Below are 24,910 nucleotides of genomic sequence, written 5' to 3' on the forward strand. Positions count from 1 at the left end.
TAAAGAGCAAAAGATCGCAGCCTTCGGCAGCTCCTACAGGGTGATCACCAACCCACTGTAGGAGCTGCCGAAGGCTGCGATCTTTTCGCGTTTCACGTACATTTCGTTGATTTATCCAGAGAGCTTTTCCTTGGCCCACCCCGCCCAACGCCGCTGGTATCCCGTCGTCTTCGCCATCGCTGCGCTGGTCCTGTTGCCCCTGAGCGTCCTGCTGCTTTCCTGGCAAACCATCGATCAACAGATCTGGTCCCATCTATGGGACACACAGATGCCGCGTTTGCTGGGCAATACCCTGACCCTGGTGCTAGGCGTCGGTGTCGGCGTGACAGTCCTGGGTGTCAGCCTTGCCTGGCTGACCAGCCTTTGCGAATTTCCCGGCAGACGCTGGCTGGACTGGGCATTGATGCTGCCCTTCGCGATTCCGGCTTATGTGCTGGCGTTCGTGTTTGTCGGCCTGCTGGATTTCGCCGGGCCCGTGCAAACCCTGCTGCGCGAGTGGTTCGGTAGTGGTCTGCGGCTGCCGCGCGTGCGCTCCACGGGCGGGGTGATTCTGGTGCTGGTGCTGGTTTTCTATCCCTATGTGTACTTGTTGGCCCGTACGGCCTTCCTGGCCCAGGGCAAAGGCCTGATGGAAGCGGCACGGGTCCTTGGCCAATCGCCCTGGCAAGCGTTCTGGCGGGTAGCGCTGCCCATGGCGCGGCCAGCCATTGGAGCGGGCGTGGCATTGGCGCTGATGGAAACCCTGGCGGATTTCGGCGCAGTGTCGGTGTTCAACTTCGATACCTTCACCACGGCTATCTACAAGACCTGGTACGGTTTTTTCAGCCTGTCCTCCGCTGCGCAACTGGCCAGCCTGTTACTGCTGGTGGTGATGCTTGTGCTGTACGGCGAGCGGCGTGCTCGCGGGGCCAACCGGGCGGGCAACGAGCGACCACGGGTCAAGGCGCTGTATCACCTGCGAGGCGTCAAGGCGCTGGCAGCCATGACATGGTGCGGGCTGGTGTTTGCCTGCGCCTTTGTCATTCCAATGCTGCAACTGTTGGTGTGGTTCTGGCAGCGTGGGCGCTTCGATCTCGACGAACGTTACGCCGGGCTGATCGCCCATACCTTGTACCTGGGGGCGATGGCGGCGTTGATCACGGTAAGCGTCGCCTTGTTATTGGCGTTTGCCCGACGACTGGCGCCCACTCGCGTCATTCGCGCCGGGGTCAGCCTGGCCAACCTCGGTTACGCCTTGCCGGGCTCGGTGCTGGCAGTGTCGATCATGCTGGCGTTCAGTTACCTGGATCGTGAACTGGTCATCCCGCTCTCGAGCTGGCTCGGGGGCACGGGCAAACCGCTACTGCTCGGTAGTCTGGCGGCGTTGCTGCTGGCGTATCTGGTGCGCTTCATTGCGGTGGCCTACGGGCCACTGGAAAACAGCCTGGCGCGTATACGGCCATCTTTGCCCGAAGCGGCACGTAGCCTGGGCGTCAGTGGGCCACGACTGTTTTTCAAAGTGTATCTACCATTGTTGTTGCCCGGCACGTTGAGTGCTGCGCTACTGGTGTTCGTCGACGTGCTCAAGGAAATGCCCGCGACCCTGCTGATGCGCCCGTTTGGCTGGGACACACTGGCAGTGCGGATCTTTGAAATGACCAGCGAAGGCGAATGGGCGAGGGCGTCTTTACCGGCATTGACCCTGGTGCTGGTCGGGCTGTTGCCGGTCATCGGATTGATCCGGCGCTCGGCACATCGAAACAGCTAGGTGTCAGTCCTACACCTTGCGGCTACAATGCGCGGCATTCGGTGCGGTCCGTCTGACAGACCAGGTGGCTGAAATCGGCTAAAGGCCTTTTGTTTCAAGGCATTCAGTCCGTGCAGCGCTTGTCCGCACCTTCGCCACGCCCGGAAGGAGAAACCCATGGGACAGCGTACGCCTCTGTATGACCTTCATCTCGCGCTCGGCGCAAAGATGGTCGATTTTGGCGGTTGGGACATGCCTCTGCATTATGGATCGCAGGTCGAGGAACACCATCAGGTGCGTCGCGATTGCGGTGTCTTCGATGTATCCCACATGACCGTAATCGATGTCTGTGGCTCCCAGGCCAAAGCCTGGCTTCAGCATTTGCTGGCCAATGACGTCAAACGCCTGCACAGCCCTGGCCGTGCGTTGTACAGCGCCATGCTCAACGAGCAGGGCGGGATCGTCGACGACATGATCGTCTACCGCCTCGATGAGGGTTATCGCCTGGTGGTCAATGCCTCCACCCGCGATCAGGACATGGCCTGGATGCAAGCCCGTCTCGACGGTTTCGACGTGCAACTTCGCGAACGTTCCGAGTTGGCGATGCTGGCCATCCAGGGCCCTCACGCCCGGCAAAAAATTGCCGAACTGGTCACCCAGTCCCGTAGCAACCTGATCCAGCTCCTCAAGCCTTTCGAAGGCCTGCCCGACGGTGACTGGTTCATCGCACGCACCGGTTATACCGGCGAAGACGGCCTGGAAATCATTCTGCCGGCCGATCAGGCACCAGGCTTTTTCAACGATCTGGTCGGTGCCGGGATTTCTCCCATCGGTCTTGGTGCGCGGGATACCTTGCGGGTCGAAGCCGGCATGAACCTTTACGGTCAGGACATCCAGCAGGATATTTCACCGCTGGCCTCCAATATGGCCTGGACCATCGCCTGGGAGCCTGCCACCCGGCAGTTCATCGGGCGCAAGGCGCTGGAAACCGAGCAGGCCGCCGGCGTACAGCACAAACTGGTCGGTCTGGTCCTTGAGGAGCGCGGTGTTTTGCGTGCTCATCAGGTGGTTCGTATCGCTGATGTTGGCGAAGGGGAGATCACCAGTGGTAGTTTCTCTCCTACGCTAAGCAAGTCGATTGCACTGGCGCGCGTGCCGATGGCAACTGCCGACCGCGCTGAAGTGGAAATCCGTGGCAAGTGGTACCCGGTTCGGGTGGTCAAACCGACCTTCGTACGCCACGGCAAAACCTTGATCTAATCTTTTCTGGCGGGTATGCCCGCCGACTATTTTCCTGAGGACACAGAACATGAGCGATATCCCTGCCGAACTGCGTTTTGCCGAAAGTCACGAATGGGCACGTCTGGAAGCCGATGGCACCGTCACCGTGGGCATCAGCGATCACGCGCAGGAAGCGCTGGGCGATGTGGTGTTCGTCGAGCTGACTGAAGTCGGCAACGTGTTTGCCGCTGAAGATCAGGCTGGTGTCGTTGAATCGGTCAAGGCCGCTTCTGATATCTACTCCCCGATTGCCGGTGAGGTGATCGCGGTCAACGAAGACCTGAGCGCTTCGCCGGAACTGCTCAACAGCGACCCGTACGGCGCGTGGATCTTCAAGCTCAAGCCAAGCAACACCGCCGATCTGGACAAGCTGCTGGACGCCGCCGGTTACAAGGCTGCCATCGGCGAATAAGCCTGATGCAACATCCCAAAGCCCCGATCCGTCGGGGCTTTTTCATTGCAGGCTCAGGCGTCGCGCAAAACCGCTTTCACGGCCGCCACCGAACGCTCGACATCTGCTTTGCTCATCGCCGTGAACATCGGCAGCGAGACAATTAGCCGGCCGACCCGCTCGGCGACCGGGAACATGCCCTCCTTGAAACCGCGCTCGCGGTAAAGGCTCAACAGGTGAATCGGCGGGTAGTGATAGCCGATCCCGACACCCAATGCCTGCATCTGCTCCATGAACGTCGCCCGTGCCGGTTTGCCATCTTTGCGTTCCGGTAGTACCAACTGGAACAAATGCCAGTTGCTTTGGGTGAAATTCGCCGGAGGCAATTGCGCCCCGTACTGCGCTTCGAAATCCTCGCCAAAGCAGGCGAAGTAATGCCGTGCGAGGTCACGGCGATGAGCGGTGATGGCTTCGATATGAGCAAATTGCCCAAGGCCAATGGCCGCCGCGACGTCGGTCATGTTGAATTTGCCGCCCAGCACGTCGACGTCCAGGCCATCGAAGCCGTTGCGGGTCACGCCCTGCAGCCGGTACTTCTCCGCCAGTCGTACTTCTTCGGCCGTGTTCAGCACCAGGCAACCGCCCTCGGATGAGGTGACGTTTTTGTTCGCCTGGAAACTGAAGGACACGAAATCACCGGTCGAGCCAATGCGCTGGCCGTTCCAGCTGGAGCCCAATGCCTGGGCCGCATCTTCGACAATCCGCAGGCCGTGCTTTTTCGCCAGGGCGTACAAACGCGTCATGTCCACCGGCAGCCCGGCGAGGTACACCGGGATGATGGCTTTGGTGCGGGGGGTAATCGCCGCTTCCAGTTGATCGAGATCGATATTGCGGGTCACCGGGTCGATGTCGGCAAACACCGGGGTGGCGCCGACTTCCAGGATGACGTTGGCGGTGGCCACCCAGGAAATCGGCGTGGTGATCACTTCATCGCCCGGCCCGACCCCGGCAATACGCAAGGCGATTTCCATGGTGCAGGTGCCGGAATTGAAGGTGCGCACCGGGCGCCCGCCAAAATACTCCGAGAGTTGCGCTTCGAAGGCCTGGACTTTTGGGCCACTGGTAATCCAGCCCGAGCGTAATACGTCGCCAACGGCGGCGATCGTGGCTTCATCGATGGTGGGTTTGGAAAACGGCAGGAAAGGCAGTTGGCTCATGGATACAGTCACCCGATCAGCGGACATTAGAGAGGCGCCGGACATGATGATCCGGATTGGTCGAGCGCGCCACGTCATCCATGCGGATATCGACTGCTATGCTGGTTTGACCGTGTTGCATCGACGCTGAGCGCCAGTCAAGAGAGAGCCCGTCATGTCCCAGTTGCCGTCCCTGAGCCAGTTACGCGATTCCAATGCCTTTCTTCGTCGCCATCTCGGACCCGATGCCGCCGAGCAACAGGCGATGCTCGATAGCCTCGGCCTCGGCAGCCGGGTCGAATTGATTGAGCAAACCGTGCCTCCAGGCATTCGCCTCAACCGGGCGCTGGACCTGCCCCCGGCACTCGACGAAGAGGCCGCGCTGGCCAAGCTGCGTGGTTATGCCGAGCAGAATCAGGTCTGGACCAGCCTGATCGGCATGGGCTACCACGGCACCCTCACACCGGCCGTCATTTTGCGTAACGTGCTGGAAAATCCCGGTTGGTACACCGCGTACACACCCTATCAACCGGAGATCGCCCAAGGGCGGCTCGAAGCGCTGCTGAACTTCCAGCAACTGACCATCGACCTGACCGGCCTGGAACTGGCCAATGCCTCGCTGCTCGATGAAGCCACCGCCGCGGCGGAAGCCATGGCCCTGGCCAAGCGGGTCGCCAAGTCCAAAAGCAACCTGTTCTTTGTCGACGAAAACTGCCACCCGCAAACCATTTCCGTGGTGCAGACCCGCGCCGAAGGTTTCGGCTTCGAGCTGATCGTCGATGCTGTGGATAACTTGAAGCAGTACCAGGTGTTCGGCGCGCTGCTGCAATACCCTGACACCCACGGCGAAATCCACGACCTGCGGCCGCTGATCGATCACCTGCACGCGCAACAGGCCCTGGCCTGTGTTGCCACGGATTTGCTGAGCCTGCTGTTGCTGACTCCGCCGGGTGAACTGGGCGCCGATGTGGTGTTCGGCTCGTCCCAGCGATTTGGCGTGCCGATGGGCTACGGCGGGCCGCATGCGGCATTTTTTGCCAGCCGCGATGAGTACAAGCGAGCGATTCCCGGGCGGATCATCGGTGTTTCGAAAGACGCGCGGGGCAATACCGCCCTGCGCATGGCCCTGCAAACCCGCGAGCAACATATCCGCCGGGAGAAGGCCAACTCCAACATCTGCACGGCCCAGGTGCTGCTGGCCAATATCGCCAGTTTCTATGCGGTCTACCACGGCCCGGAAGGGCTCAAGCGGATCGCCCAGCGGGTTCATCGGCTGACCTGCATCCTTGCCGCCGGGCTTGAGCGCAACGGTATCACCCGGGTCAACCGGCACTTCTTCGACACCCTGACCCTGGAAGTCGGCGGAGCCCAGACCGCCATCATCGAAAGTGCCCGGGCCGCGCAGGTCAACCTGCGCATTCTCGGGCGCGGACAACTGGGCTTGAGCCTCGACGAGGTCTGCGACGAAACCACGGTGGCGAAGCTGTTCGATGTGTTTCTGGGGGCCGATCACGGGCTCAGCGTCGAGGACCTGGACGGCGAAGTCTTGCCTGGCGGAATTCCCGAAGGGCTGGCGCGAACTTCGCCTTATCTGCGCCATCCCGTGTTCAGCGCCCATCACAGCGAAACCGAGATGCTGCGCTACCTCAAGCAACTGGAAAACAAGGACCTGGCGCTCAATCAATCGATGATCCCGCTGGGCTCCTGCACCATGAAGCTCAACGCCACCAGCGAGATGATCCCGATTACCTGGCCGCAGTTCGCCAACCTGCACCCGTTCGCGCCCAGGGAACAGGCTGCCGGTTATGGGCTGATGATCGAAGAACTTGAGCGCTGGCTGTGTGCGATCACCGGTTTCGATGCGATCTGCATGCAACCCAACTCCGGTGCTCAGGGCGAATACGCCGGGCTGCTGGCGATCCGCAAATACCATGAGAGTCGGCAACAGGGCGGCCGCGATATTTGCCTGATTCCTTCGTCGGCTCACGGCACCAATCCCGCGTCGGCGCAAATGGCCGGGATGCGCGTGGTGATCGTCGAGTGTGACGAGGCGGGCAACGTCGACCTGGAGGACCTCAAGGAAAAAGCCGCGCAGGCCGCCGACAAGCTCGCCTGCCTGATGGCGACATACCCTTCGACCCACGGGGTGTATGAGGAAGGCATCAGCGAAATCTGTGAAGTGATCCACCATCACGGCGGTCAGGTGTACATGGATGGCGCCAACCTCAACGCCCAGGTCGGGCTGGCGCGGCCGGCCGATATTGGCGCCGATGTCTCGCACATGAACCTGCACAAGACCTTCTGCATTCCCCATGGTGGCGGTGGGCCGGGCATGGGGCCGATCGGGGTACGGGCGCATTTGGCACCGTTTGTGGCCAACCATCCGGTGGTGCCGATCGACGGGCCGCATCCGCAAAATGGCGCCGTCAGCGCGGCGCCCTGGGGCAGTGCAAGCATTTTGCCGATCAGCTGGATGTACATCGCGATGATGGGGCCGCAACTGGCGGACGCCAGCGAGGTGGCGATCCTCGCCGCGAATTACCTGGCGCGGCATTTGTCCGGTGCCTTCCCGGTGCTCTACACCGGGCGCAACGAGCGGGTGGCGCACGAATGCATCCTCGACCTGCGACCGCTCAAGGCGTTGACCGGCATTACCGAGGAGGACGTGGCCAAGCGCCTGATGGACTACGGCTTCCATGCCCCGACCATGTCGTTTCCCGTACCGGGGACGCTGATGGTCGAACCGACCGAAAGTGAATCGAAGGCGGAGCTGGACCGGTTCATCGGGGCGATGCTGAGCATCCGCGCAGAAATCAACGAGGTGCAAAACGGTAACTGGCCGGCTGAAGAAAACCCGCTGAAAGGTGCGCCGCATACGTTGGCCGATATCACCGGCGTGTGGGAGCGGCCGTACAGCATCGTCCAGGCGGTCACGCCGGACGCGCACACCAAGGCTCACAAATACTGGCCGGTGGTGAACCGGGTGGACAATGTGTATGGGGACCGGAACCTGTTTTGTGCATGTGTGCCGGTCGATGATTACCGCTGACCCCCCAGGCAACACATAACCAATGTGGGAGCAACTGTCTTCCCCCTGCCGCTCGTCACCGCCATTCGGTGCCGTCCCTCAACATGGCATTCAGCCGGATAAGTAGGATCCGCATGCAGGCGATGAGCGCAACTTTCGCGCTCTTGCCTCGCTCCCGAAGAGCGTCATAGCGTGCCTTGAAGTTTGGCTGATGACGGATTACGACCCAGCAAGACATGTAAAGCGCACGTCTGACGCGGGCTCTGCCTCCGTAGATTTGACGTTTTCCGCTGTGATTGCCGCTGTCGTCGTTGTACGGCGCAATTCCCGCCAAGGCCGCCACTTCACGACGATCAAGCGCGCCCAATTCGGGCAGGTAAACCAGCAAGCTGGCTGTGGCCACCGTACCGATGCCTTTAACGGAAATGAGTCGTTCGGCTTTTTCGGCATCCAGCTCATGCATGCTCTGATGGATGGTTTTATCGAGCTGCTTGATTTGCACTTGCAGGTAGTGAACAAGGCCTTTGATCGCCTCGCTAACAGCGGGTAACTGAACTTGCTGAAGCCGGCGCTTGTTGTCGTCTCGTTGCTGAACAAACTGCTCGCGCAACTGGATCAACTCGCGCAGTGCTTCACGTTCCGGCGAAATGATCTTGTCGCGGGATGCATGCAGCACTTCAGCGAAGTCCGCCAGCACGGCCGCGTCGATGGGATCGGTCTTGGCATTCTTGCCCATGGCCACGGCGAAGGCTCTGGCCCGGCGGGGATTGATTCTAAGCACTTTGAAGTCGGCGCCCTGCAGTGCCGCCATGACCTTGCATTCGTAACCACCGGTGGCCTCCAGCAGAACCCGGTCAACCTCGTACTGGCTCAGGCGCTCAATCAGCTCAACAAAGCCTTCTGACGTATTGGGAAGGTCAAAACCTTCACCCTGAGGTTGAACCCATACAACCAGGTTTGATTTGGAGATATCGATGCCGACCCAGGAAATCATGGCAAAACCCTCTTACACTCAGGAGTGAGAGTGCTCTGGCCTTGCCCACGCTTGTGATTCGAGTGGCGCTCGTCCAACTGTTCGGGCTTATGGGCCAGAGTGGAAAGGTGGATGGCAGCTTGGCTCCCACACGTGCTTTTAGCACTGCGGACTCACAGCTTGCCATTCACCTCTCTCACCCCAGAGCTTATCCCTAGATCTAGACACAAGCGGGCTTGCTCGCGAAGGCGTCGTGTCAGCCAGATTTATGCTGAATGACACACCGCTTTCGCGAGCAAGCCCGCTCCCACAGGGTTTTGTGTCGGGCAAAAAAATGCCGCTCATGTGAGCGGCATTTTTCATTCGCAACGCTTATTCAGAAGCCACGGCATTCTTCGCCAGGATCGCGTTCGCCAGTTCCATGTCCGTGGCCTGCAGGCCCGGGTTGTCGGTGCGGACTTTCTGCATGGCCGCTTCCAGGTACGGACCGCGGATCCCGCCGTCACTGGCGACGAAGTTGCGCCAATGTGGGAGCGGGCTTGCTCGCGAAGGCGTCGTGTCAGCCAGATTTATGCTGAATGACACACCGCTTTCGCGAGCAAGCCCGCTCCCACAGGGTTTTGTGTCGGGCAAAAAAATGCCGCTCATGTGAGCGGCATTTTTCATTCGCAACGCTTATTCAGACGCCACGGCATTCTTCGCCAGGATCGCGTTCGCCAGTTCCATGTCCGTGGCCTGCAGGCCCGGGTTGTCGGTGCGGACTTTGTGCATGGCTGCTTCCAGGTACGGACCGCGGATCCCGCCGTCACTGGCGACGAAGCTGCTGGCGTCGTCCTGGGCCGCGACGATCAGCTTGTGATCCCTGGACGTCAGATAGCTCGAACCGGTGGTTGCGCCGGACGTAAGAATGTTACGCCAAAAAGTATCGGCCATCGCTGAACCGACAGGCAGAGACAACAGGGCGACGGTAGCGACAGCAAGTTTGAAACGCATGAAAGGGTGACTCCACTGGGTTAACTACGCGGTTGGATTGCCAACCCCCAATCGAGTTCCGTGGTCGCCGATTCCGCCGTTTCGACCAGCAGGATCACTTTGCTGTTGTTGGCCGAAGACAACTTGCCCAGCGCATCGATGTATTTCTGCGCCACGAAGTAATTGACCGCTTGCACGTTGCCACTGGCGATGGCTTCGGACACCACTTTGGTGGCCTGGGCTTCTGCCTCGGCTTGCCGCTCGCGGGCTTCGGCTTCCAGGAAGGCGGCCTGACGACTGCCTTCGGCTTCGAGGATCTGTGCCTGCTTCTTGCCTTCGGCGGTCAGGATCGCTGCGGCGCGCAGGCCTTCGGCCTCAAGGATCTGTGCGCGCTTGATCCGTTCGGCTTTCATCTGCCCTGACATCGCCACCATCAGGTCGGCGGGTGGGCTGATGTCCTTGATCTCGATCCGGGTGATCTTGATGCCCCATGGCGTGTTCGAGGTTGTTGACCTCGTAGGCAGCCTGGGCCGTGTTGACCACCTGGAAGAAGCACACGGCGTCGATTTGCACCGTGGCGTTGTCGGCGGTGATGACTTCCTGTGGCGGAATATCCAGCACGCTTTCCATCACATTCATCTTGCGCCCGATGCGGTCCATGACCGGAATGATGACGTTCAGCCCCGGTTTGAGTGTGTTGGTGTAGCGCCCGAAACGCTCGACGGTCCATTCAAAGCCCTGGGGCACGACCTTGAAACCCATGAACAGAATGGCGACCACCAGGCCGACAAAAAGCAAAAGCACGCTACCGATCTGCATAACGATTCCTTGTTGATGAGGATCTGTGGAGGTGCATTCGCTGGAGTGTAGCGCTCCCGGGTAAGAACAGCGGGGCTCAGTTCTGCTCGCTCTGGGGTGTCACTCGCAGAACCTCCTCGATGGTCGTCAGCCCGGCGGCGACTTTTTGCGCCCCGGACAGGCGCAGGCTGCGCATGCCTTCCTTGAATGCCTGACGCCGCACGGCCAGCAGATCGGTGTCGGGACTGATCAACGCTTTGATGCCATCGCTCAGTTGCATGATTTCGTAGACCCCGGCGCGACCGTGATAACCGGTGTCACGGCATTCCAGGCAACCCGTGGCGCGCTGGGCATTACCCGGCAAGGGTGCTTGCCAGGGCCGGGTCAGGGTTTGCCAGTCACCTTCGCTCAGCGTCAGTGGCGCCTTGCAGTGCAGGCACAGGGTTCGCACCAGGCGCTGGGCCATGACGCCGAGCACCGTGGCCTTGATCAGGTAGTGCGGCACGCCGAGCTCCAGCAGGCGGCTGATGGCGCCGGGCGCATCGTTGGTGTGCAGGGTCGACAGCACCAGATGCCCGGTGAGCGCAGCCTGGATTGCCATCTCCGCGGTTTCGAGGTCGCGGATCTCGCCGATCATGATGATGTCCGGGTCTTGCCGCATCAGTGCGCGCACGCCGGCGGCGAAGGTCAGGTCGATGTTGTGCTGGACCTGCATCTGGTTGAACGCCGGCTCGACCATTTCAATCGGGTCTTCGATGGTGCAGAGGTTGACCTCCGGCGTCGCCAGTTTTTTCAGGGTGGTGTAGAGGGTGGTGGTCTTGCCCGAACCCGTCGGCCCGGTGACGAGGATGATGCCGTGGGGCTGGCGGGTCATGTCCTGCCAGCGGCGCAGGTCGTCGACGGAAAACCCGAGCTGGTCGAAGTCCTTGAGCAGGACTTCCGGGTCGAAGATGCGCATGACCATTTTTTCGCCGAAGGCTGTTGGCAGTGTCGACAAACGCAGTTCGACTTCGCCGCCGTCCGGGGTCTTGGTTTTCACCCGGCCGTCCTGGGGTTTGCGTTTCTCCGCGACATTCATGCGCCCCAGGGTTTTCAGGCGGCTGACGATGGCCATGGTGACCTGGGGCGGGAATTGATAGACGTTGTGCAGCACGCCGTCGATGCGAAAGCGCACCGTGCCTTGCTCGCGCCGGGGTTCGATGTGGATGTCGCTGGCGCGTTGCTGGAACGCGTACTGGAACAACCAGTCGACGATGTTGACGATGTGTGCGTCGTTGGCGTCCGGCTCCTGGTCGCTGGCGCCGAGGTTGAGCAACTGTTCGAAGTTGCCCGGGGTACTGACCTGCGGGTCGGCGCTGTTCGCCCCGGTGACCGACTTGGCCAGGCGAAAGAACTCGACGCTGAAGCGCTGGATGTCCACGGGGTTGGCCACCACGCGCTTGACCGGCAATTTGAGCACGTGGGTCAGGTCAGCCTCCCAGCCGCTGACATAGGGCTGGGCGCTGGCCACGGTCACCGCATCACGGTCGATCGATACCGCGAGGATTTTGTGGCGCTGGGCGAAGGCATAGGACATCAGCGGTGTTACGGCCGCGACGTTGATTTTCAGTGGGTCGATGCGCAGGTAAGGCTGGCCGGCCTGCCGGGACAGCCACAGCGTCAGGCTTTCGAGGTCCAGCTGTTTGCCGGGACGGCTGAGGTCGTCCAGCTGTTGGCTGGCGATGAACTCCAGCGGATGCATCTGGCCATGGGCGGCGTTGCGGCGCCGGGCATTGAGCGCGTGTTCGGCCGAATCCTGGCTGAGAAAGCCCTGGGCGACCAGTTCGCGCAGCACATCATTGAGATCCAGCCAGCGGTCCTGAAGGGCGAGTTGTGCGGACATGCGGGCTCCTATTGAACGACAGTCCGCAAAGGATAGCCGTGACCCGGCTGACCGTTGGGCCACTACCCAACGAAGCCGTTTCGGGGTTTTTCAGCCCACCGCTTGAGCCGTTTCGGCCCACGCAGAATCAGCCTCTTGCAGCTCCACCGAGCAGACGCTGATCAGGTTACGAAGTTTTTCCGCAATCACCTGCGCGCGGTGCCAGCTCAAACCGTCGATGACGATCTCGATGGTCAGCCAGTCTTCCTGGCGCTGCACGTTGACCTGTTCCGGCGTGAGCAATTGCAAGGCGAACAGGTTGAGGGCGCGACACAGCAGGTCCGGTTCTGCCTCGGCCAGCATTTGATAGCGAGCCCGGCAGTGGGCGTTGCTGATGTTCCAGACATCGGCGCGAGTGGGCGGGGTGTTCACGGCTTCGAGATACGGCATGGTCAGGCTCCAAAATCATTGGAGAAATATTTACATCCTGTACCGGGTATTTCTTCTCTATGATTGGAAAAATGACAGGAATGTAGAATCAATCAATTCGCGTATTGATCAATAAAAGGTTTTTTTATGCAGAGCGAGCTGGACAGTTACGACCGCAAGATTCTCGCCTTGCTGCAAGAGGACGCTTCGCTCTCCAGCGCGCAGATCGCCGAGCAGGTGGGCCTTTCGCAATCGCCGTGCTGGCGGCGGATTCAGCGGATGAAAGAGGAGGGCATCATTCGTGGCCAGGTGACCTTGCTCGACCGCAAGAAGGTCGGCCTGAACACGCAGATTTTCGCGGAGGTGAAACTCAATGCCCACGGGCGTTCGAACTTCACCGAATTCACCGAGGCGATCCGTGGTTTTCCGCAAGTACTGGAGTGTTATGTGCTGATGGGGGCGGTGGACTTCCTGCTGCGGATTGTCACGGCGGACATCGAGGCTTACGAGCGCTTCTTCTTCGAGAAGCTGTCGATGGTGCCGGGGATTCAGGAGGTCAATTCGATCGTGGCGTTGTCGGAGATCAAGTCGACCACCAGTTTACCGGTCTGAGATTTTGCGGTGAGCTTGCGGGCCTCATCGCGAGCAGACTCGCACACACGGGTTGCGGTGTGCGCATAGCTCCTGTGGGAGCCCGCTCCCACAGGTTTAAGTGTTGTACTTCAGACCGCCATCGGCGCAGTCATTGGCGCGTGGTGTTCGTAGTTTTCCAGCGAAAAATCGCTCGGCTCCACCAGTTCCAGCCATTCCGGCTGGTACACGCCGGTCTTGGCAAACTCCGGCACACGGTCGGCAATCACCAGTTTCGGCATCGGGAACGGCTCGCGCTTGAGCTGTTCGTTGAGCATGTCCAGGTGGTTCTCGTAGACGTGCGCATCGCCGATGAAATAGGTGAACCAGCGCGGCGTGTAACCGGTCAGGCGCCCGATCAGGCTCAGCAGTGCAGCGCCTTCGGTCAGGTTGAACGGTGTGCCCAGGCCCAGGTCGTTGGAGCGGATGTAGAGGGTCAAGGAAATCTCTTTGGTCTCGACATTCGGGTGGAACTGGTACAACAGGTGGCACGGCGGCAGGGCCATTTCATCAAGCTGCGCGCAGTTCCAGCCGTGGAACAGGATACGGCGGCTGCCCGGGTCCTTGATGATGGTGTCGACGCACTGGCGGACCTGGTCGATGGCCTTGTACAGCACCACGTAGGCCTGACCGTCTTCTTCACCTTCGGCGATCTGGCGGTAGCCTTGTTTCAGGGTTTGCTCGATGGCGGCCTGGTTGCTGACCGGGATCTGCTTGTACGCCGGCCATTTGCGCCATTGCACGCCGTAGATCTCACCAAGGTCGTCTTCGCCCTGACGGAACGGGTTGGCCAGCCACTGGGCGTTTTCGTTGGCGTTCTGGTCCCAGACCTTGCAGCCCAACGCACGGAATTCGGCCGCGTTGTTCACGCCACGCAGGAACCCGCACATTTCGCCGATGGCCGATTTGAACGCCATCTTGCGCGTGGTGATCGCCGGGAAACCTTCCTGCAGGTCATAACGCAGCATCGCGCCGGGAAAACTGATGGTGTTCACGCCGGTACGGTTGGCCTGCCTGGTGCCGTTCTTGATGACGTGGGCGACCAGTTCGAGATATTGCTTCATGAGTTACCTGTGTCCTTGAACCCGCAGCCATCGCTGCGGGGTTCGAATGTTATATGGCTGCCGCTGGAGTTGCCGGGGCGCGGTGATACGCCAGCCAGATCAGGACCAGGCCGCCGACGATCATCGGCAGGCACAGCACCTGGCCCATGGTCAGCCAGTTCCAGGCCAGATAGCCCAATTGCGCGTCCGGCACACGGACGAACTCGACGATGAAACGGAAGATGCCGTAGAACAGCGCAAACATCCCGGAGACCGCCATGGTCGGCCGCGGCTTGCGCGAGAACAGCCAGAGGATCAGGAACAGCGCCACGCCCTCGAGGGCGAACTGGTACAGCTGCGATGGGTGACGAGGCAACTGCGCCGGGTCGCTGAACGGCGGGAAGATCATCGCCCACGGCACGTCGGTCGGCTTGCCCCACAGCTCGGCGTTGATGAAGTTGCCGATTCGTCCGGCACCCAGGCCAATCGGCACCATCGGCGCAACAAAGTCCATCAGCTGGAAGAACGACTTGTTGTTCTTTTTACCGAACCACAACGCCGCCAGCATCACGCCGATGAAACCGCCGTGGAACGACATGCCGCCCTTCCACACTTCGAAAATCAGCGTCGGGTTGGCGAGGTACGCGCTCAGATCGTAGAACAGCACATAACCCAGTCGCCCGCCGACGATCACCCCCATCGACATCCAGAACACCATGTCGGAGAGTTTTTCCTTGGTCCAGGTCGGGTCGAAACGGTTCAACCGGCGGGACGCCAGCAGCCAGGCGCCGCCGATGCCGATCAGGTACATCAGGCCGTACCAGTGGATTTTCAGCGGACCGATGGCCAGGGCCACCGGGTCGATCTGCGGGTAGGGCAGCATTGCGACTCCTCGTTAGAGTTCAAATCTTAAAAATTCCCGGGCGACGCTGCCACCTCAGGATTAAGCCAGGATTGCGCTGTGCGTCAGAGCAGATGCTTCAGACTAGAAAGTTCAGACCGACGCAGAACAGCAAAGCGGCAAACAGCCTTTTCAACAACTTTGCCGACAATCTGTGGGCCAATCGCGCACCCAGGCGGGCGAACACCATGCTGGTCAAGGCAATACCCAACAGCGCCGGCAAATAAATGAAACCCAGACTATGGGCCGGGAGCAACGGATCGTGCCAGCCCAAAATCATGAAACTTAATGCACTGGCCAGGGCAATCGGCAGACCGCAGGCCGATGAGGTAGCCACTGCCTGCTGCATCGGCACGCTGCGCCAGGTCAGGAACGGCACGGTCAGCGAACCGCCGCCAATGCCGAAAATCGCCGAAGCCCAGCCAATCACGCTGCCGGCCACGGTCAGACCGAGTTTACCCGGCACGGTTCGGCTGGCCCTGGGTTTGAGGCCCAGTGTCAATTGTGCGGCGATTACCAACGCGAACACGCCGATGATTTTCTGCAGGTTCGGCCCGGAAATCGCCTCGGCGGTCAGTGCGCCGAACCCGGCACCGATCAGAATGCCGACGGTCATCCATACGAAGATCGGCCAACGCACGGCGCCGCGGCGGTGATGCTCACGGACCGCGTTGACCGAGGTGAAGATAATCGTCGCCAGGGAGGTACCCACTGCCAGATGCGTGAGGATCGACGGATCGAACCCTTGCGCTTTGAAACTGAACACCAGCACCGGGACGATGATGATCCCGCCGCCCACGCCAAACAGCCCGGCGAGTACACCTGCACAGGCGCCGAGCGCCAGATAGAGCAGAAATTCCATGGTTGTCCCGCCCGCATCCCAAAACCGGAGCGGCATGGTAACGGATGCATAGCCTCGATCTCCACTGTGCAAGGCGATGGATCGATGAGCGATGTCTGCGTAGAGTGAGCAAAAAACACACAAGGACAGCCTTATGTGCCTGATTGTTTTTGCCTGGCGCCCGGGTCATGCCCAGCCGCTGGTCGTGGCAGCCAATCGCGATGAGTTCTACGCCCGCCCCAGCCTGCCGCTGGCGCAATGGCCCGAAGCACCTCAGGTGTACGCCGGACGTGACCTGGAGGCCGGTGGTACCTGGCTCGGTGTCGGTGCCAACGGACGCTTTGCCGCGCTGACCAACATTCGCGACCCCCGCCAGCCACCGGGGCGCAAGTCTCGTGGAGAACTGGTGGCGGGGTTTCTCACCGGGGAACTACCGATTGATGATTATTTGAGCGACGTTGTCGCACGTTCGTCGGAATATGGTGGCTTTAACCTGCTGGTCGGCAATGCCAACGAACTCTGGCACTTCAATGCCAGGGAATCTGAGCCTGTGATGTTGCCTGCCGGGGTTCATGGGCTGTCGAACGCCGGGCTGGATACGCCCTGGCCGAAACTGCTCAAGGCCAAAGCGGCGTTGAGCGAGGTGCTGGACGATCCGCAGCCTCAGGCATTGCTGGCCATACTCAATGATTCGCAGCCAGCGCCGGTTGCCGAGTTGCCGGATACGGGGGTCGGCCTGGCCACCGAGACACTGCTATCGAGTGTGTTTATCGCCAGTCAGAGTTACGGGACGCGGGCCAGTACGGCGTTGATCGTGCAGGCGGATGGGACGCGGCATCTGGTCGAACGCAGTTTCGGGCCGTTTGGCGGGCATCTTGGGGAGGTGGAGATCAGGCTTTAGGGATGTGTTGTCTGACCTGCCGTCTTCGCGAGCAAGCCCACTCCCACATTGGATCTGCGTCGTACACACAATCTGTGTGCCCTGGAGATCCAATGTGGGAGCGGGCTTGCTCGCGAAGGGAGCGGCGCAGGTTTAGAGGGCCTTGATCGCCCCCGGATTGATCATCCGCGCCAGCCCGAGGTTCTTCAGTGCCAGTTGCAACGAGCTGTGGATCACTTGCGGGTTGTCGATGGTCATCAGTTCCGCCAGCAATTCCCTGGCCTTGCTCAGGTTGATCTGGCGCAGCATCCACTTCACCTTCGGCAAGTTGGTGGCGTTCATCGACAGGCTGTCGAAACCCATCGCCATCAACAGCACGGCCGCCGCCGGGTCACCGGCCATTTCACCGCAGATGCTCACCGGCTTGCCTTCGGCATGGGCGTCGCGCACGACGTTCTGCAATGCCTGAAGCACCGCCGGGTGCAGGTAGTCGTAAAGATCGGCGACCCGCGGGTTGTTGCGGTCCACGGCCAACAGGTACTGGGTCAGGTCGTTGGAACCAACGGAGAGGAAGTCCACCTGCCGCGCCAGTTCCTTGGTCTGGTACACCGCCGCCGGAATCTCGATCATCACGCCAATCGGCGGCATCGGCACGTCGCAGCCTTCGTCGCGCACCTCGCCCCAGGCGCGGTGGATCAGATGCAGCGCTTCTTCCAATTCATGAGTGCCGGAGATCATCGGCAGCAGAATGCGCAGGTTGTTCAAGCCTTCGCTGGCCTTGAGCATGGCACGGGTCTGCACCAGGAATATTTCCGGGTGGTCGAGGGTGACGCGAATGCCGCGCCAGCCGAGGAACGGGTTGTCTTCCTTGATCGGGAAGTACGACAGTGACTTGTCGCCACCGATGTCCAGGGTGCGCATGGTCACCGGTTGCGGGTGGAACGCGGCGAGTTGTTCGCGGTAGATCGCCAGTTGTTCCTTTTCGCTCGGGAAACGCTGGTTGATCATGAACGGCACTTCGGTGCGGTACAGGCCCACGCCTTCGGCACCGCGCTTCTGCGCTCGCGCCACGTCGGCCAGCAGGCCGGTGTTGACCCACAGCGGCATGCGATGGCCATCGACCGTCACACACGGCAGATCGCGCAGCGCATCCAGCCCGAGGGCCAGTTGCTTCTCTTCCTCGACCACTTCGGCGAACTGCTTGCGCAGCACGTCACTCGGGTTGGTGTAGACCTCGCCGTGGTAGCCGTCGACGATCATCTGGATGCCGTCGACCTTGGAGTACGGCAGGTCGACCAGGCCCATTACCGTCGGGATGCCCATGGCACGGGCGAGGATGGCGACGTGGGAGTTGCCGGAGCCGAGTACCGACACCAGACCGACCAGTTTGCCTTCCGGCACCTCGCCGAGCATCGCCGGCGTCAGTTCTTCGCTGACCAGAATGGTGTTGTCGGGGTAGACCAGGGTTTGCTGGCGTTCTTCCTGCAAATAAGCCAGCAAGCGCCGACCGAGGTCCTTGACGTCCGACGCACGCTCGCGCAGGTAAGCGTCGTCCATCAATTCGAAACGGTTGACGTGATCGGTGACCACCTGGCGCAACGCGCCCTGGGCCCACTGGCCGGTCTTGATCACGGTGGTGACTTCGCTGCCCAGCGCGGCATCGTCGAGCATCATCAGGTAGACGTCGAACAAGGCCCGCTCTTCCGGGCGCAATTGCGTGGCGAGCTTGGTGGACAACGCGCGCATGTCGGCGCGCACGCCTTCGATGGCGGTCTTGAACAGGCCGAGTTCGGCGTCGATGTCGGTGATGGTCTTGTCCGGCACCACGTCCAGATCGGCCGGCGGCAGCATAACCACCGCCGTACCGACCGCGGCACCCGGCGAACCCGGCACGCCGACGAACTTGGCCTCCTGGATGCCTTTGCCCTGACGCCCAAGGCCGCGGATCGAGCCGGTGGCTTCGGCGTGGGCGATAACGCCGGCGAGCTGCGCGCTCATGGTCACGAGGAAGGCTTCTTCGCCCTCGTCGAACTGGCGGCGCTCCTTTTGCTGGATAACCAACACGCCAACGACGCGACGGTGGTGAATGATCGGCGCGCCGAGGAACGACGCGAAACGCTCTTCACCGGTTTCGGCAAAGTAGCGGTAGCGCGGGTGGTCCGCAGCGTTTTCGAGGTTCAGGGGTTCTTCGCGCGTACCGACCAGGCCAACCAGACCTTCGTTGGGTGCCATGCTGACTTTGCCGATCGAGCGCTTGTTCAAGCCCTCGGTGGCCATCAGCACGAAACGGTTGGTCTCGGGGTCAAGCAGGTAGACCGAGCAGACCTGGCTGCCCATGGCCTCTTTGACGCGCAACACAATAATCCCCAACGCCGCCTTGAGATCCTTGGCGGAGTTAACTTCCTGGACGATCTTGCGCAGCGTATTGAGCATGGCTCGGGGTCGAACTCCGTCGTCAGTCGCGCGCTAAAAGGCGCGGGGCAAGCTCTTTGAGAGCGCGTCGATACACCTCGCGCTTGAATGTCACCACCTGGCCTAACGGATACCAATAGCTGACCCAGCGCCAGCCATCGAATTCCGGTTTACCGGTCAAATCCATCCGCACCCGCTGCTCGTTGGAGATCAGGCGCAGGAGAAACCATTTCTGTTTCTGGCCGATGCACAGCGGTTGGCTGTGGGTACGTACCAGACGTTGCGGCAAACGATAGCGCAACCAGCCCCGGGTGCAGGCGAGAATTTCAACATCTTCGCGCTCCAGGCCTACTTCTTCGTTCAGCTCGCGGTACAAGGCGTCTTCCGGCGTCTCTTCGGGGTTGATTCCCCCTTGCGGAAACTGCCAGGCATCTTGATTGATTCGGCGAGCCCATAGCACCTGGCCGGCGTCATTCGTCAGAATGATCCCGACATTGGGGCGAAAACCATCGGGGTCGATCACGGCAACAACCTCGCAAACGCATGTCGCCGCATTGTTCCACAAAGGTTGTGAAGGCAGCAATGAAGGTTCCTAGCTTATGTGCACTCTTGTGAAAAGACCGTATTCTTGTCGCCTTTTTACTGACTTTTCAGCGGGTAACTGCAATGCGCCTGGCTTTATTCGATTTGGACAACACCCTTCTGGGCGGTGACAGCGATCACGCTTGGGGCGATTACCTGTGCGAGCGCGGCTTTCTCGACGCCGTCGCCTACAAGGCACGCAACGATGAGTTCTACCAGGATTACCTGGCCGGCAAACTGGATAACGCCGCGTACCTGAACTTCTGCCTGGAAGTCCTTGGCCGCACCGAAATGGCCACGCTGGATCAATGGCACAGCGATTACATGCGCGACTGCATCGAACCAATCGTGCTGCCCAAGGCTATTGAACTGCTGGCCAAGCACCGCGCCGCTGGCGACAAACTGGTGATCATCACCGCCACCAATCGCTTCGTCACCGGGCCGATTGCCGTGCGCCTGGGCGTCGAAACCCTGATCGCCACTGAATGCGAAATGGTCGATGGCCGCTACACCGGGCGCAGCACCGATGTGCCGTGCTTCCGTGAAGGCAAGGTGACGCGGTTGAATCGCTGGCTGGAGGAAACCGGGTATACGCTGGATGACAGCTACTTCTATAGCGACTCGATGAATGATTTGCCATTGCTGGAGCTGGTGGCAAATCCGATCGCTGTCGATCCTGATTCGAATCTGCGGGCCGAGGCCGAGAAGCGCGGTTGGCCGGTGATCAGTCTGCGCGGCTGAAATTGCTTTCGCGAGCAAGCCCGCTCCCACACTAGATATTCAGCGAACACAGATTTTGTGAACGACGCCGATCAAATGTGGGAGCGGGCTTGCTCGCGAAGGGGTCGACGCGGTCCCAAGCCTTAAACAGGCTTGGCGCCCATCAACCCGGCAATGGCAACAAAACAGACAAAACTGAACAACGCCAGGGCAAAGGTGAATTTCCCCACAGCACCCGGCGCCTTGCGCAGCTTGTTCAGCCGCACCAGCAACCAGAACCACGCCAGCGCCGCCACGGTGTACAACACGCTGGACGCCAGCAGCCAGGTCTGCCCCAACGGCCAGCCCACCAGATGCACCATCCACCAGCCGGTGAACGGCATGCTCAGCAGCGCCAGCCCCATCAACAGCCAGATAAATACACGCGGCCGTTGCAGGGTGCGGCTTCCCGCCGTCGCGTCACCCTTGCGCCGCGCTAGCAAAACCCAGACGCCCAGACCCAGCGCACAGGCCAGCAGTACAACAGTTGCCACCATGTGCGCCGCTTTCAGGGCTGTTAACGTTTCCATGGTTCGATTTCCTTATGCCTTGCCCATCAGCGTAGCCGTTCAACCAAGAAACAGCTGATAGGCCGGGTTGTCGCTTTCGTCCCAGTACGGATAACCGATTTCTTCCAGCGCCGCCGGCACCAGGTGGCGCTCGTCGTGGGGTACTTGCAGGCCCGCGACGACCCGGCCATCCGCCGCGCCATGGTTGCGGTAGTGGAACATCGAAATGTTCCAGCGCCCGCCGAGCTTGTTGAGGAAGTTGAACAACGCCCCCGGACGCTCCGGGAATTCGAAACGCAGAATCACTTCATCGACCACATGCGCCGCTCGCCCGCCCACCATGTGGCGGATGTGCAGCTTGGCCAGCTCGTTGTCGGTCAGGTCCAGCACCGGGAAACCTTGCTCGCTCAGACTGGCGATCAGTGCGCTGCGCGGATCGCTTTCCGGGTGCGTCTGCACGCCGACAAAGATGTGCGCTTCGCTGCCAGTGTTGTAGCGGTAGTTGAATTCGGTGATCTGGCGCTTGCCGATGGCCTCGCAGAACGCCTTGAAGCTGCCCGGTTTCTCGGGGATGGTCACGGCGATGATCGCTTCGCGGCCCTCGCCCAGCTCTGCACGCTCGGCGACGTGGCGCAGGCGATCGAAGTTGACGTTGGCCCCGGAGTCGATGGCCACGAAGGTCTGGCCACTGACGCCGCGCTGCTCGACATACTTCTTGATCCCGGCCACGCCCAAGGCGCCGGCAGGTTCGGTGATCGAGCGGGTATCGTCGTAGATGTCCTTGATGGCGGCGCAGATTTCGTCGGTGCTGACGGTGATCACCTCATCGACATGATCCTTGCAGATATCGAAGGTGTGCTGACCGATCTGGGCCACCGCAACACCGTCGGCGAAGAGGCCCACAGTCGGCAACACCACACGCTCGCCCGCCGCCATGGCGGCTTGCAGGCAATTGGAGTCATCCGGTTCGACGCCAATGATCTTGATGTCCGGACGCAGGTACTTCACGTACGCCGCAATGCCGGCAATCAGGCCACCGCCGCCCACCGGGACGAAAATCGCATCCAGTGGCTGCGGGTGCTGGCGCAGAATCTCCATGGCCACGGTGCCCTGCCCGGCAATGGTGTGGGGATCGTCGTAGGGGTGAATGTAGACGTAGCCTTTTTCATCGACCAGTTTCAGCGAGTAGGCCAGGGCTTCCGGGAACGAATCGCCATGCAGTACCACTTTGCCGCCACGGGAACGCACGCCTTCGACCTTGATTTCCGGGGTGGTCTTGGGCATGACGATGGTCGCTTTCACGCCCAACACCTTCGCCGCCAGGGCCAGGCCTTGGGCATGGTTGCCCGCCGACGCGGTGACGACACCACGAGCACGTTCTTCGTCGCTCAACTGCGTCAGCTTGTTGTAGGCGCCGCGAATCTTGAACGAGAACACCGGCTGCAAGTCTTCGCGCTTGAGCCAAATACTGTTGCCCAGCCGCTCGGAGAGCTGACGGGCAGTCTGCAATGGGGTTTCTACGGCAACGTCATAAACGCGCGAGGTGAGGATCTTTTTGACGTACTGTTCAAGCATCGGAAAGCATCACTGAGCGGGTTGGGCAGGACCAAGGAGTCTAACCCGGCTTTCGACCGCACGACCACACTAAACCGATGGTTTTAGGCCAGACGTTATACCTGTGGCGAGGGGGCTTGCCCCCGTTCGGCTGCGAAGCAGTCGTAAACCTGTTGATTCGCAGTGCCTGAAAGTATGCAGGGGGAGCGCTTCGCACTCCGACGGGGGCAAGCCCCCTCGCCACAAAAGCAATCCGGCACCAATGCTCCTGCTCTCTGCCAATCGGGCAATGACCTTACCCGCCCCGAAGCCTATAATGCCGGCCTTTCGTTCCCTCCTCGGCACCTCGGAGCCCGCATGAACCAGGATCAACTCAAACAGGCAGTGGCTCAGGCCGCCGTCGACTTCATCCTGCCGAAACTCGACGACAAGAGCATCGTCGGGGTCGGCACCGGCTCCACCGCCAACTGCTTCATCGATGCCCTGGCCCGGCACAAGGGCGCATTCGATGGTGCCGTGGCCAGCTCCGAAGCCACCGCCGCGCGCCTCAAGGGCCACGGGATTCCGGTGTACGAACTGAACACCGTCAGCGATCTGGAGTTCTACGTCGACGGCGCCGATGAAAGCGATGAACACCTGAACCTGATCAAGGGCGGCGGCGCCGCCCTGACCCGCGAGAAAATTGTCGCGGCCGTGGCCAAGACCTTCATCTGCATCGCCGACGCGAGCAAACTGGTACCGGTCCTCGGGGCTTTCCCGTTGCCGGTGGAAGTCATCCCGATGGCCCGCAGCCACGTGGCCCGCGAGCTGGTGAAGCTTGGCGGCGACCCGGTGTACCGCGAAGGCGTGCTGACCGACAACGGCAACATCATCCTCGACGTGTTCAACATGCAGATCACCAACCCGGTGGAGCTGGAGACACAGATCAATGCGATCGTCGGCGTGGTCACCAATGGTTTGTTCGCGGCGCGTCCGGCGGATCTGTTGTTGTTGGGTACCAGTGAAGGTGTGAAGACGCTGCGCGCCCAATAAGCCAGACTGCCCACCTGTTTGTGGGCAGATGAAATACCTGTGGGAGCGGGCTTGCTCGCGAAGGGGTCGTGTCAGTTGATAGAGATGCCAACTGACAGATTGCCTTCGCGAGCAAGCCCGCTCCCACAGTGTTTTGTGGTGTCGGTTAGAGTTGCGTTGGTTTTTTGAACACGTAAAACAGGTTCGGCTCACTGACGAGGTACATCGTACCGTCATCATCCATGGCAAGCCCTTCCGCTTGCGGCACGTTCTCTTGCAGGCCCTGGTGCCACTTATTCAGGGACATGGTGCTCAGTGGACGCCCGTCTACATCGAGTTCCAGAATCAACCGCGATTCATCGGACAGCGCCAGCAAATGCCCGCTGCGCTCGTCGTATTGCAGGCTCGACAGGTCGCGCACAAACATCCCGGCATCACGCTTGGGGTCGTTGATCACGTGCACCGAGTAGGACTCTTCGGGATTGAAGCGCGGAAAACCGTGCACCTCGTAGATCAGCATCGGGTCGCGCTCCTTGGCGACGAACAGGCGCTTGCCCCGCGAATCGTAAGCCAACCCCTCGAAGCCCTTGTTGGTGCCCATGTGTACGCCAATGGTCACCTGCTCCGCGTCTGCTGCGTCGACGAAGACGGTGTCCTGCTCCAGATGAATCTTGATCAGCCGTTGCTCGCTTTCATCAGCGACCACATAGGTGTCCGCGCTGATGAACTCCACCGCCTCCGGATCGCCGAAGCCGACCAGCGCCACACGGCGCAAAACCTTGCCGTCGAGGGACAACTCGATCAACTCGCTGTTTTTGTTGGTGACGGTGAACAGGCTTTTGCGCACCGGGTCGTAGGTCAATGCTGAAACGTCGTCAGCCAGGCCATCGATCACCTGCGCCTGGGTCACGACCTGATATTGGTCCAACCCCATGGACCGGGAGTTCACCGGCTGCCACAGCGTGTGCACATTGAACCACGCACGCTCGAACAGGCGCTGGTACTGGGCGATCACGGTCAACGCGATCAGCAAGACCACCGACAGGAGCAGAATCAGGAATTTGGGGCGGGCAAATCGATGCATTCGGGCGGGCTCGGGTTAAAACAGGCGGATGAAATATCACGCCTGTCTG

21 protein-coding genes and 2 pseudogenes are annotated in these 24,910 nt (G+C 60.7%); 8 read left to right on the forward strand and 15 right to left on the reverse strand.

What is annotated here, in order from left to right; genetic code table 11:
* The first annotated feature begins 130 nt into the window (after nucleotides 1-130).
* From ABIA48_RS15970 to gcvH, 3 genes are all read left to right on the forward strand, one after another.
* Nucleotides 131-1,747, forward strand: a complete 1,617-nt coding sequence (locus ABIA48_RS15970) for an ABC transporter permease (protein ID WP_429489850.1) — start codon at nucleotides 131-133, stop codon at nucleotides 1,745-1,747.
* 156 nt (nucleotides 1,748-1,903) lie between these two features.
* Entirely contained in the window at nucleotides 1,904-2,986 is a 1,083-nt protein-coding gene (gene gcvT / locus ABIA48_RS15975; RefSeq protein WP_429489852.1) for a glycine cleavage system aminomethyltransferase GcvT, read from the forward strand.
* A 49-nt stretch (nucleotides 2,987-3,035) separates the two neighbouring features.
* On the forward strand, nucleotides 3,036-3,419 hold the full coding sequence (gene gcvH, locus ABIA48_RS15980) for a glycine cleavage system protein GcvH (protein ID WP_429489854.1): 384 nt from the start codon (nucleotides 3,036-3,038) through the stop codon (nucleotides 3,417-3,419).
* A gap of 53 nt (nucleotides 3,420-3,472) precedes the next feature.
* Here the strand turns inward: gcvH and ABIA48_RS15985 are convergent, their stop codons facing one another.
* A complete protein-coding gene (locus tag ABIA48_RS15985; RefSeq protein ID WP_429489856.1) occupies nucleotides 3,473-4,615 on the reverse strand; it encodes a DegT/DnrJ/EryC1/StrS family aminotransferase in 1,143 nt (380 codons plus the stop codon).
* 154 nt (nucleotides 4,616-4,769) lie between these two features.
* Between ABIA48_RS15985 and gcvP the strand changes: the two genes are divergently transcribed.
* The gene (gcvP, locus tag ABIA48_RS15990; RefSeq protein ID WP_429489858.1) at nucleotides 4,770-7,643 is read left to right on the forward strand and encodes an aminomethyl-transferring glycine dehydrogenase; all 2,874 of its coding nucleotides are present in this window, start codon (nucleotides 4,770-4,772) and stop codon (nucleotides 7,641-7,643) included.
* A gap of 55 nt (nucleotides 7,644-7,698) precedes the next feature.
* Here the strand turns inward: gcvP and ABIA48_RS15995 are convergent, their stop codons facing one another.
* From ABIA48_RS15995 to ABIA48_RS16020, 6 genes and pseudogenes are all read right to left on the reverse strand, one after another.
* Nucleotides 7,699-8,616, reverse strand: coding sequence for an IS110 family transposase (locus tag ABIA48_RS15995; RefSeq protein ID WP_429487394.1), 918 nt, complete (start codon nucleotides 8,614-8,616; stop codon nucleotides 7,699-7,701).
* 351 nt (nucleotides 8,617-8,967) lie between these two features.
* Nucleotides 8,968-9,114, reverse strand: a pseudogene (locus ABIA48_RS16000) (DUF2388 domain-containing protein); the annotation flags it as partial.
* 156 nt (nucleotides 9,115-9,270) lie between these two features.
* Nucleotides 9,271-9,588 carry a DUF2388 domain-containing protein gene (locus ABIA48_RS16005; RefSeq protein ID WP_429489860.1) on the reverse strand — a complete coding sequence of 106 codons (318 nt, stop codon included), beginning with the start codon at nucleotides 9,586-9,588 and terminating at the stop codon, nucleotides 9,271-9,273.
* Between the two features lie 86 nt (nucleotides 9,589-9,674).
* Nucleotides 9,675-10,386, reverse strand: a pseudogene (locus ABIA48_RS16010) (SPFH domain-containing protein); the annotation flags it as partial.
* 76 nt (nucleotides 10,387-10,462) lie between these two features.
* Nucleotides 10,463-12,247: a GspE/PulE family protein gene (locus tag ABIA48_RS16015; protein WP_429489862.1), complete on the reverse strand. Its 1,785-nt coding sequence runs from the start codon at nucleotides 12,245-12,247 to the stop codon at nucleotides 10,463-10,465.
* A 90-nt stretch (nucleotides 12,248-12,337) separates the two neighbouring features.
* Nucleotides 12,338-12,676, reverse strand: a complete 339-nt coding sequence (locus ABIA48_RS16020; protein ID WP_429489864.1) for a hypothetical protein — start codon at nucleotides 12,674-12,676, stop codon at nucleotides 12,338-12,340.
* A gap of 126 nt (nucleotides 12,677-12,802) precedes the next feature.
* Between ABIA48_RS16020 and ABIA48_RS16025 the strand changes: the two genes are divergently transcribed.
* Nucleotides 12,803-13,267 carry an Lrp/AsnC family transcriptional regulator gene (locus ABIA48_RS16025; protein ID WP_007982941.1) on the forward strand — a complete coding sequence of 155 codons (465 nt, stop codon included), beginning with the start codon at nucleotides 12,803-12,805 and terminating at the stop codon, nucleotides 13,265-13,267.
* A 110-nt stretch (nucleotides 13,268-13,377) separates the two neighbouring features.
* On the opposite strand, the gene ABIA48_RS16030 is transcribed toward ABIA48_RS16025, so the two are convergent.
* The 3 genes from ABIA48_RS16030 to ABIA48_RS16040 form a co-directional block, all read right to left on the reverse strand.
* Nucleotides 13,378-14,349 (reverse strand): thymidylate synthase, encoded by a 972-nt coding sequence (locus ABIA48_RS16030; RefSeq protein ID WP_429489867.1) that lies wholly within the window; start codon nucleotides 14,347-14,349, stop codon nucleotides 13,378-13,380.
* Between the two features lie 49 nt (nucleotides 14,350-14,398).
* Entirely contained in the window at nucleotides 14,399-15,211 is an 813-nt protein-coding gene (gene lgt / locus ABIA48_RS16035) for a prolipoprotein diacylglyceryl transferase (RefSeq protein ID WP_429489869.1), read from the reverse strand.
* Between the two features lie 97 nt (nucleotides 15,212-15,308).
* Entirely contained in the window at nucleotides 15,309-16,091 is a 783-nt protein-coding gene (locus tag ABIA48_RS16040; RefSeq protein ID WP_429489871.1) for a sulfite exporter TauE/SafE family protein, read from the reverse strand.
* Between the two features lie 133 nt (nucleotides 16,092-16,224).
* Here ABIA48_RS16040 and ABIA48_RS16045 point away from each other — a divergent pair, with 133 nt between their 5' ends.
* On the forward strand, nucleotides 16,225-16,971 hold the full coding sequence (locus tag ABIA48_RS16045; protein WP_429489873.1) for an NRDE family protein: 747 nt from the start codon (nucleotides 16,225-16,227) through the stop codon (nucleotides 16,969-16,971).
* A gap of 132 nt (nucleotides 16,972-17,103) precedes the next feature.
* Here ABIA48_RS16045 and ptsP read toward each other — a convergent pair whose 3' ends face one another.
* Together ptsP and ABIA48_RS16055 are read right to left on the reverse strand one after the other, a co-directional pair.
* Complete coding sequence (ptsP, locus tag ABIA48_RS16050; RefSeq protein WP_429489875.1) at nucleotides 17,104-19,383, reverse strand: phosphoenolpyruvate--protein phosphotransferase; 2,280 nt, start codon at nucleotides 19,381-19,383, stop codon at nucleotides 17,104-17,106.
* A gap of 22 nt (nucleotides 19,384-19,405) precedes the next feature.
* Nucleotides 19,406-19,885, reverse strand: a complete 480-nt coding sequence (locus ABIA48_RS16055; protein WP_003229203.1) for an RNA pyrophosphohydrolase — start codon at nucleotides 19,883-19,885, stop codon at nucleotides 19,406-19,408.
* Between the two features lie 143 nt (nucleotides 19,886-20,028).
* On the opposite strand from ABIA48_RS16055, the gene ABIA48_RS16060 reads away from it, so the two are divergent.
* A complete protein-coding gene (locus ABIA48_RS16060) occupies nucleotides 20,029-20,685 on the forward strand; it encodes an HAD family hydrolase (protein WP_429489877.1) in 657 nt (218 codons plus the stop codon).
* Nucleotides 20,686-20,807: 122 nt separating this feature from the next.
* Here ABIA48_RS16060 and ABIA48_RS16065 read toward each other — a convergent pair whose 3' ends face one another.
* Complete coding sequence (locus ABIA48_RS16065; protein WP_429489879.1) at nucleotides 20,808-21,233, reverse strand: DUF2269 domain-containing protein; 426 nt, start codon at nucleotides 21,231-21,233, stop codon at nucleotides 20,808-20,810.
* Nucleotides 21,234-21,272: 39 nt separating this feature from the next.
* Nucleotides 21,273-22,787: a threonine ammonia-lyase, biosynthetic gene (ilvA, locus tag ABIA48_RS16070; protein ID WP_007982951.1), complete on the reverse strand. Its 1,515-nt coding sequence runs from the start codon at nucleotides 22,785-22,787 to the stop codon at nucleotides 21,273-21,275.
* 336 nt (nucleotides 22,788-23,123) lie between these two features.
* On the opposite strand from ilvA, the gene rpiA reads away from it, so the two are divergent.
* Nucleotides 23,124-23,798 carry a ribose-5-phosphate isomerase RpiA gene (gene rpiA, locus ABIA48_RS16075; protein ID WP_429489881.1) on the forward strand — a complete coding sequence of 225 codons (675 nt, stop codon included), beginning with the start codon at nucleotides 23,124-23,126 and terminating at the stop codon, nucleotides 23,796-23,798.
* 145 nt (nucleotides 23,799-23,943) lie between these two features.
* On the opposite strand, the gene ABIA48_RS16080 is transcribed toward rpiA, so the two are convergent.
* Complete coding sequence (locus ABIA48_RS16080; protein ID WP_429489883.1) at nucleotides 23,944-24,861, reverse strand: SdiA-regulated domain-containing protein; 918 nt, start codon at nucleotides 24,859-24,861, stop codon at nucleotides 23,944-23,946.
* Between the last annotated feature and the right edge of the window lie 49 nt (nucleotides 24,862-24,910).

It is taken from the genome of Pseudomonas sp. S30_BP2TU TE3576 (assembly GCF_050436025.1).
In the GTDB taxonomy this organism is placed as follows: Bacteria; Pseudomonadota; Gammaproteobacteria; order Pseudomonadales; family Pseudomonadaceae; genus Aquipseudomonas.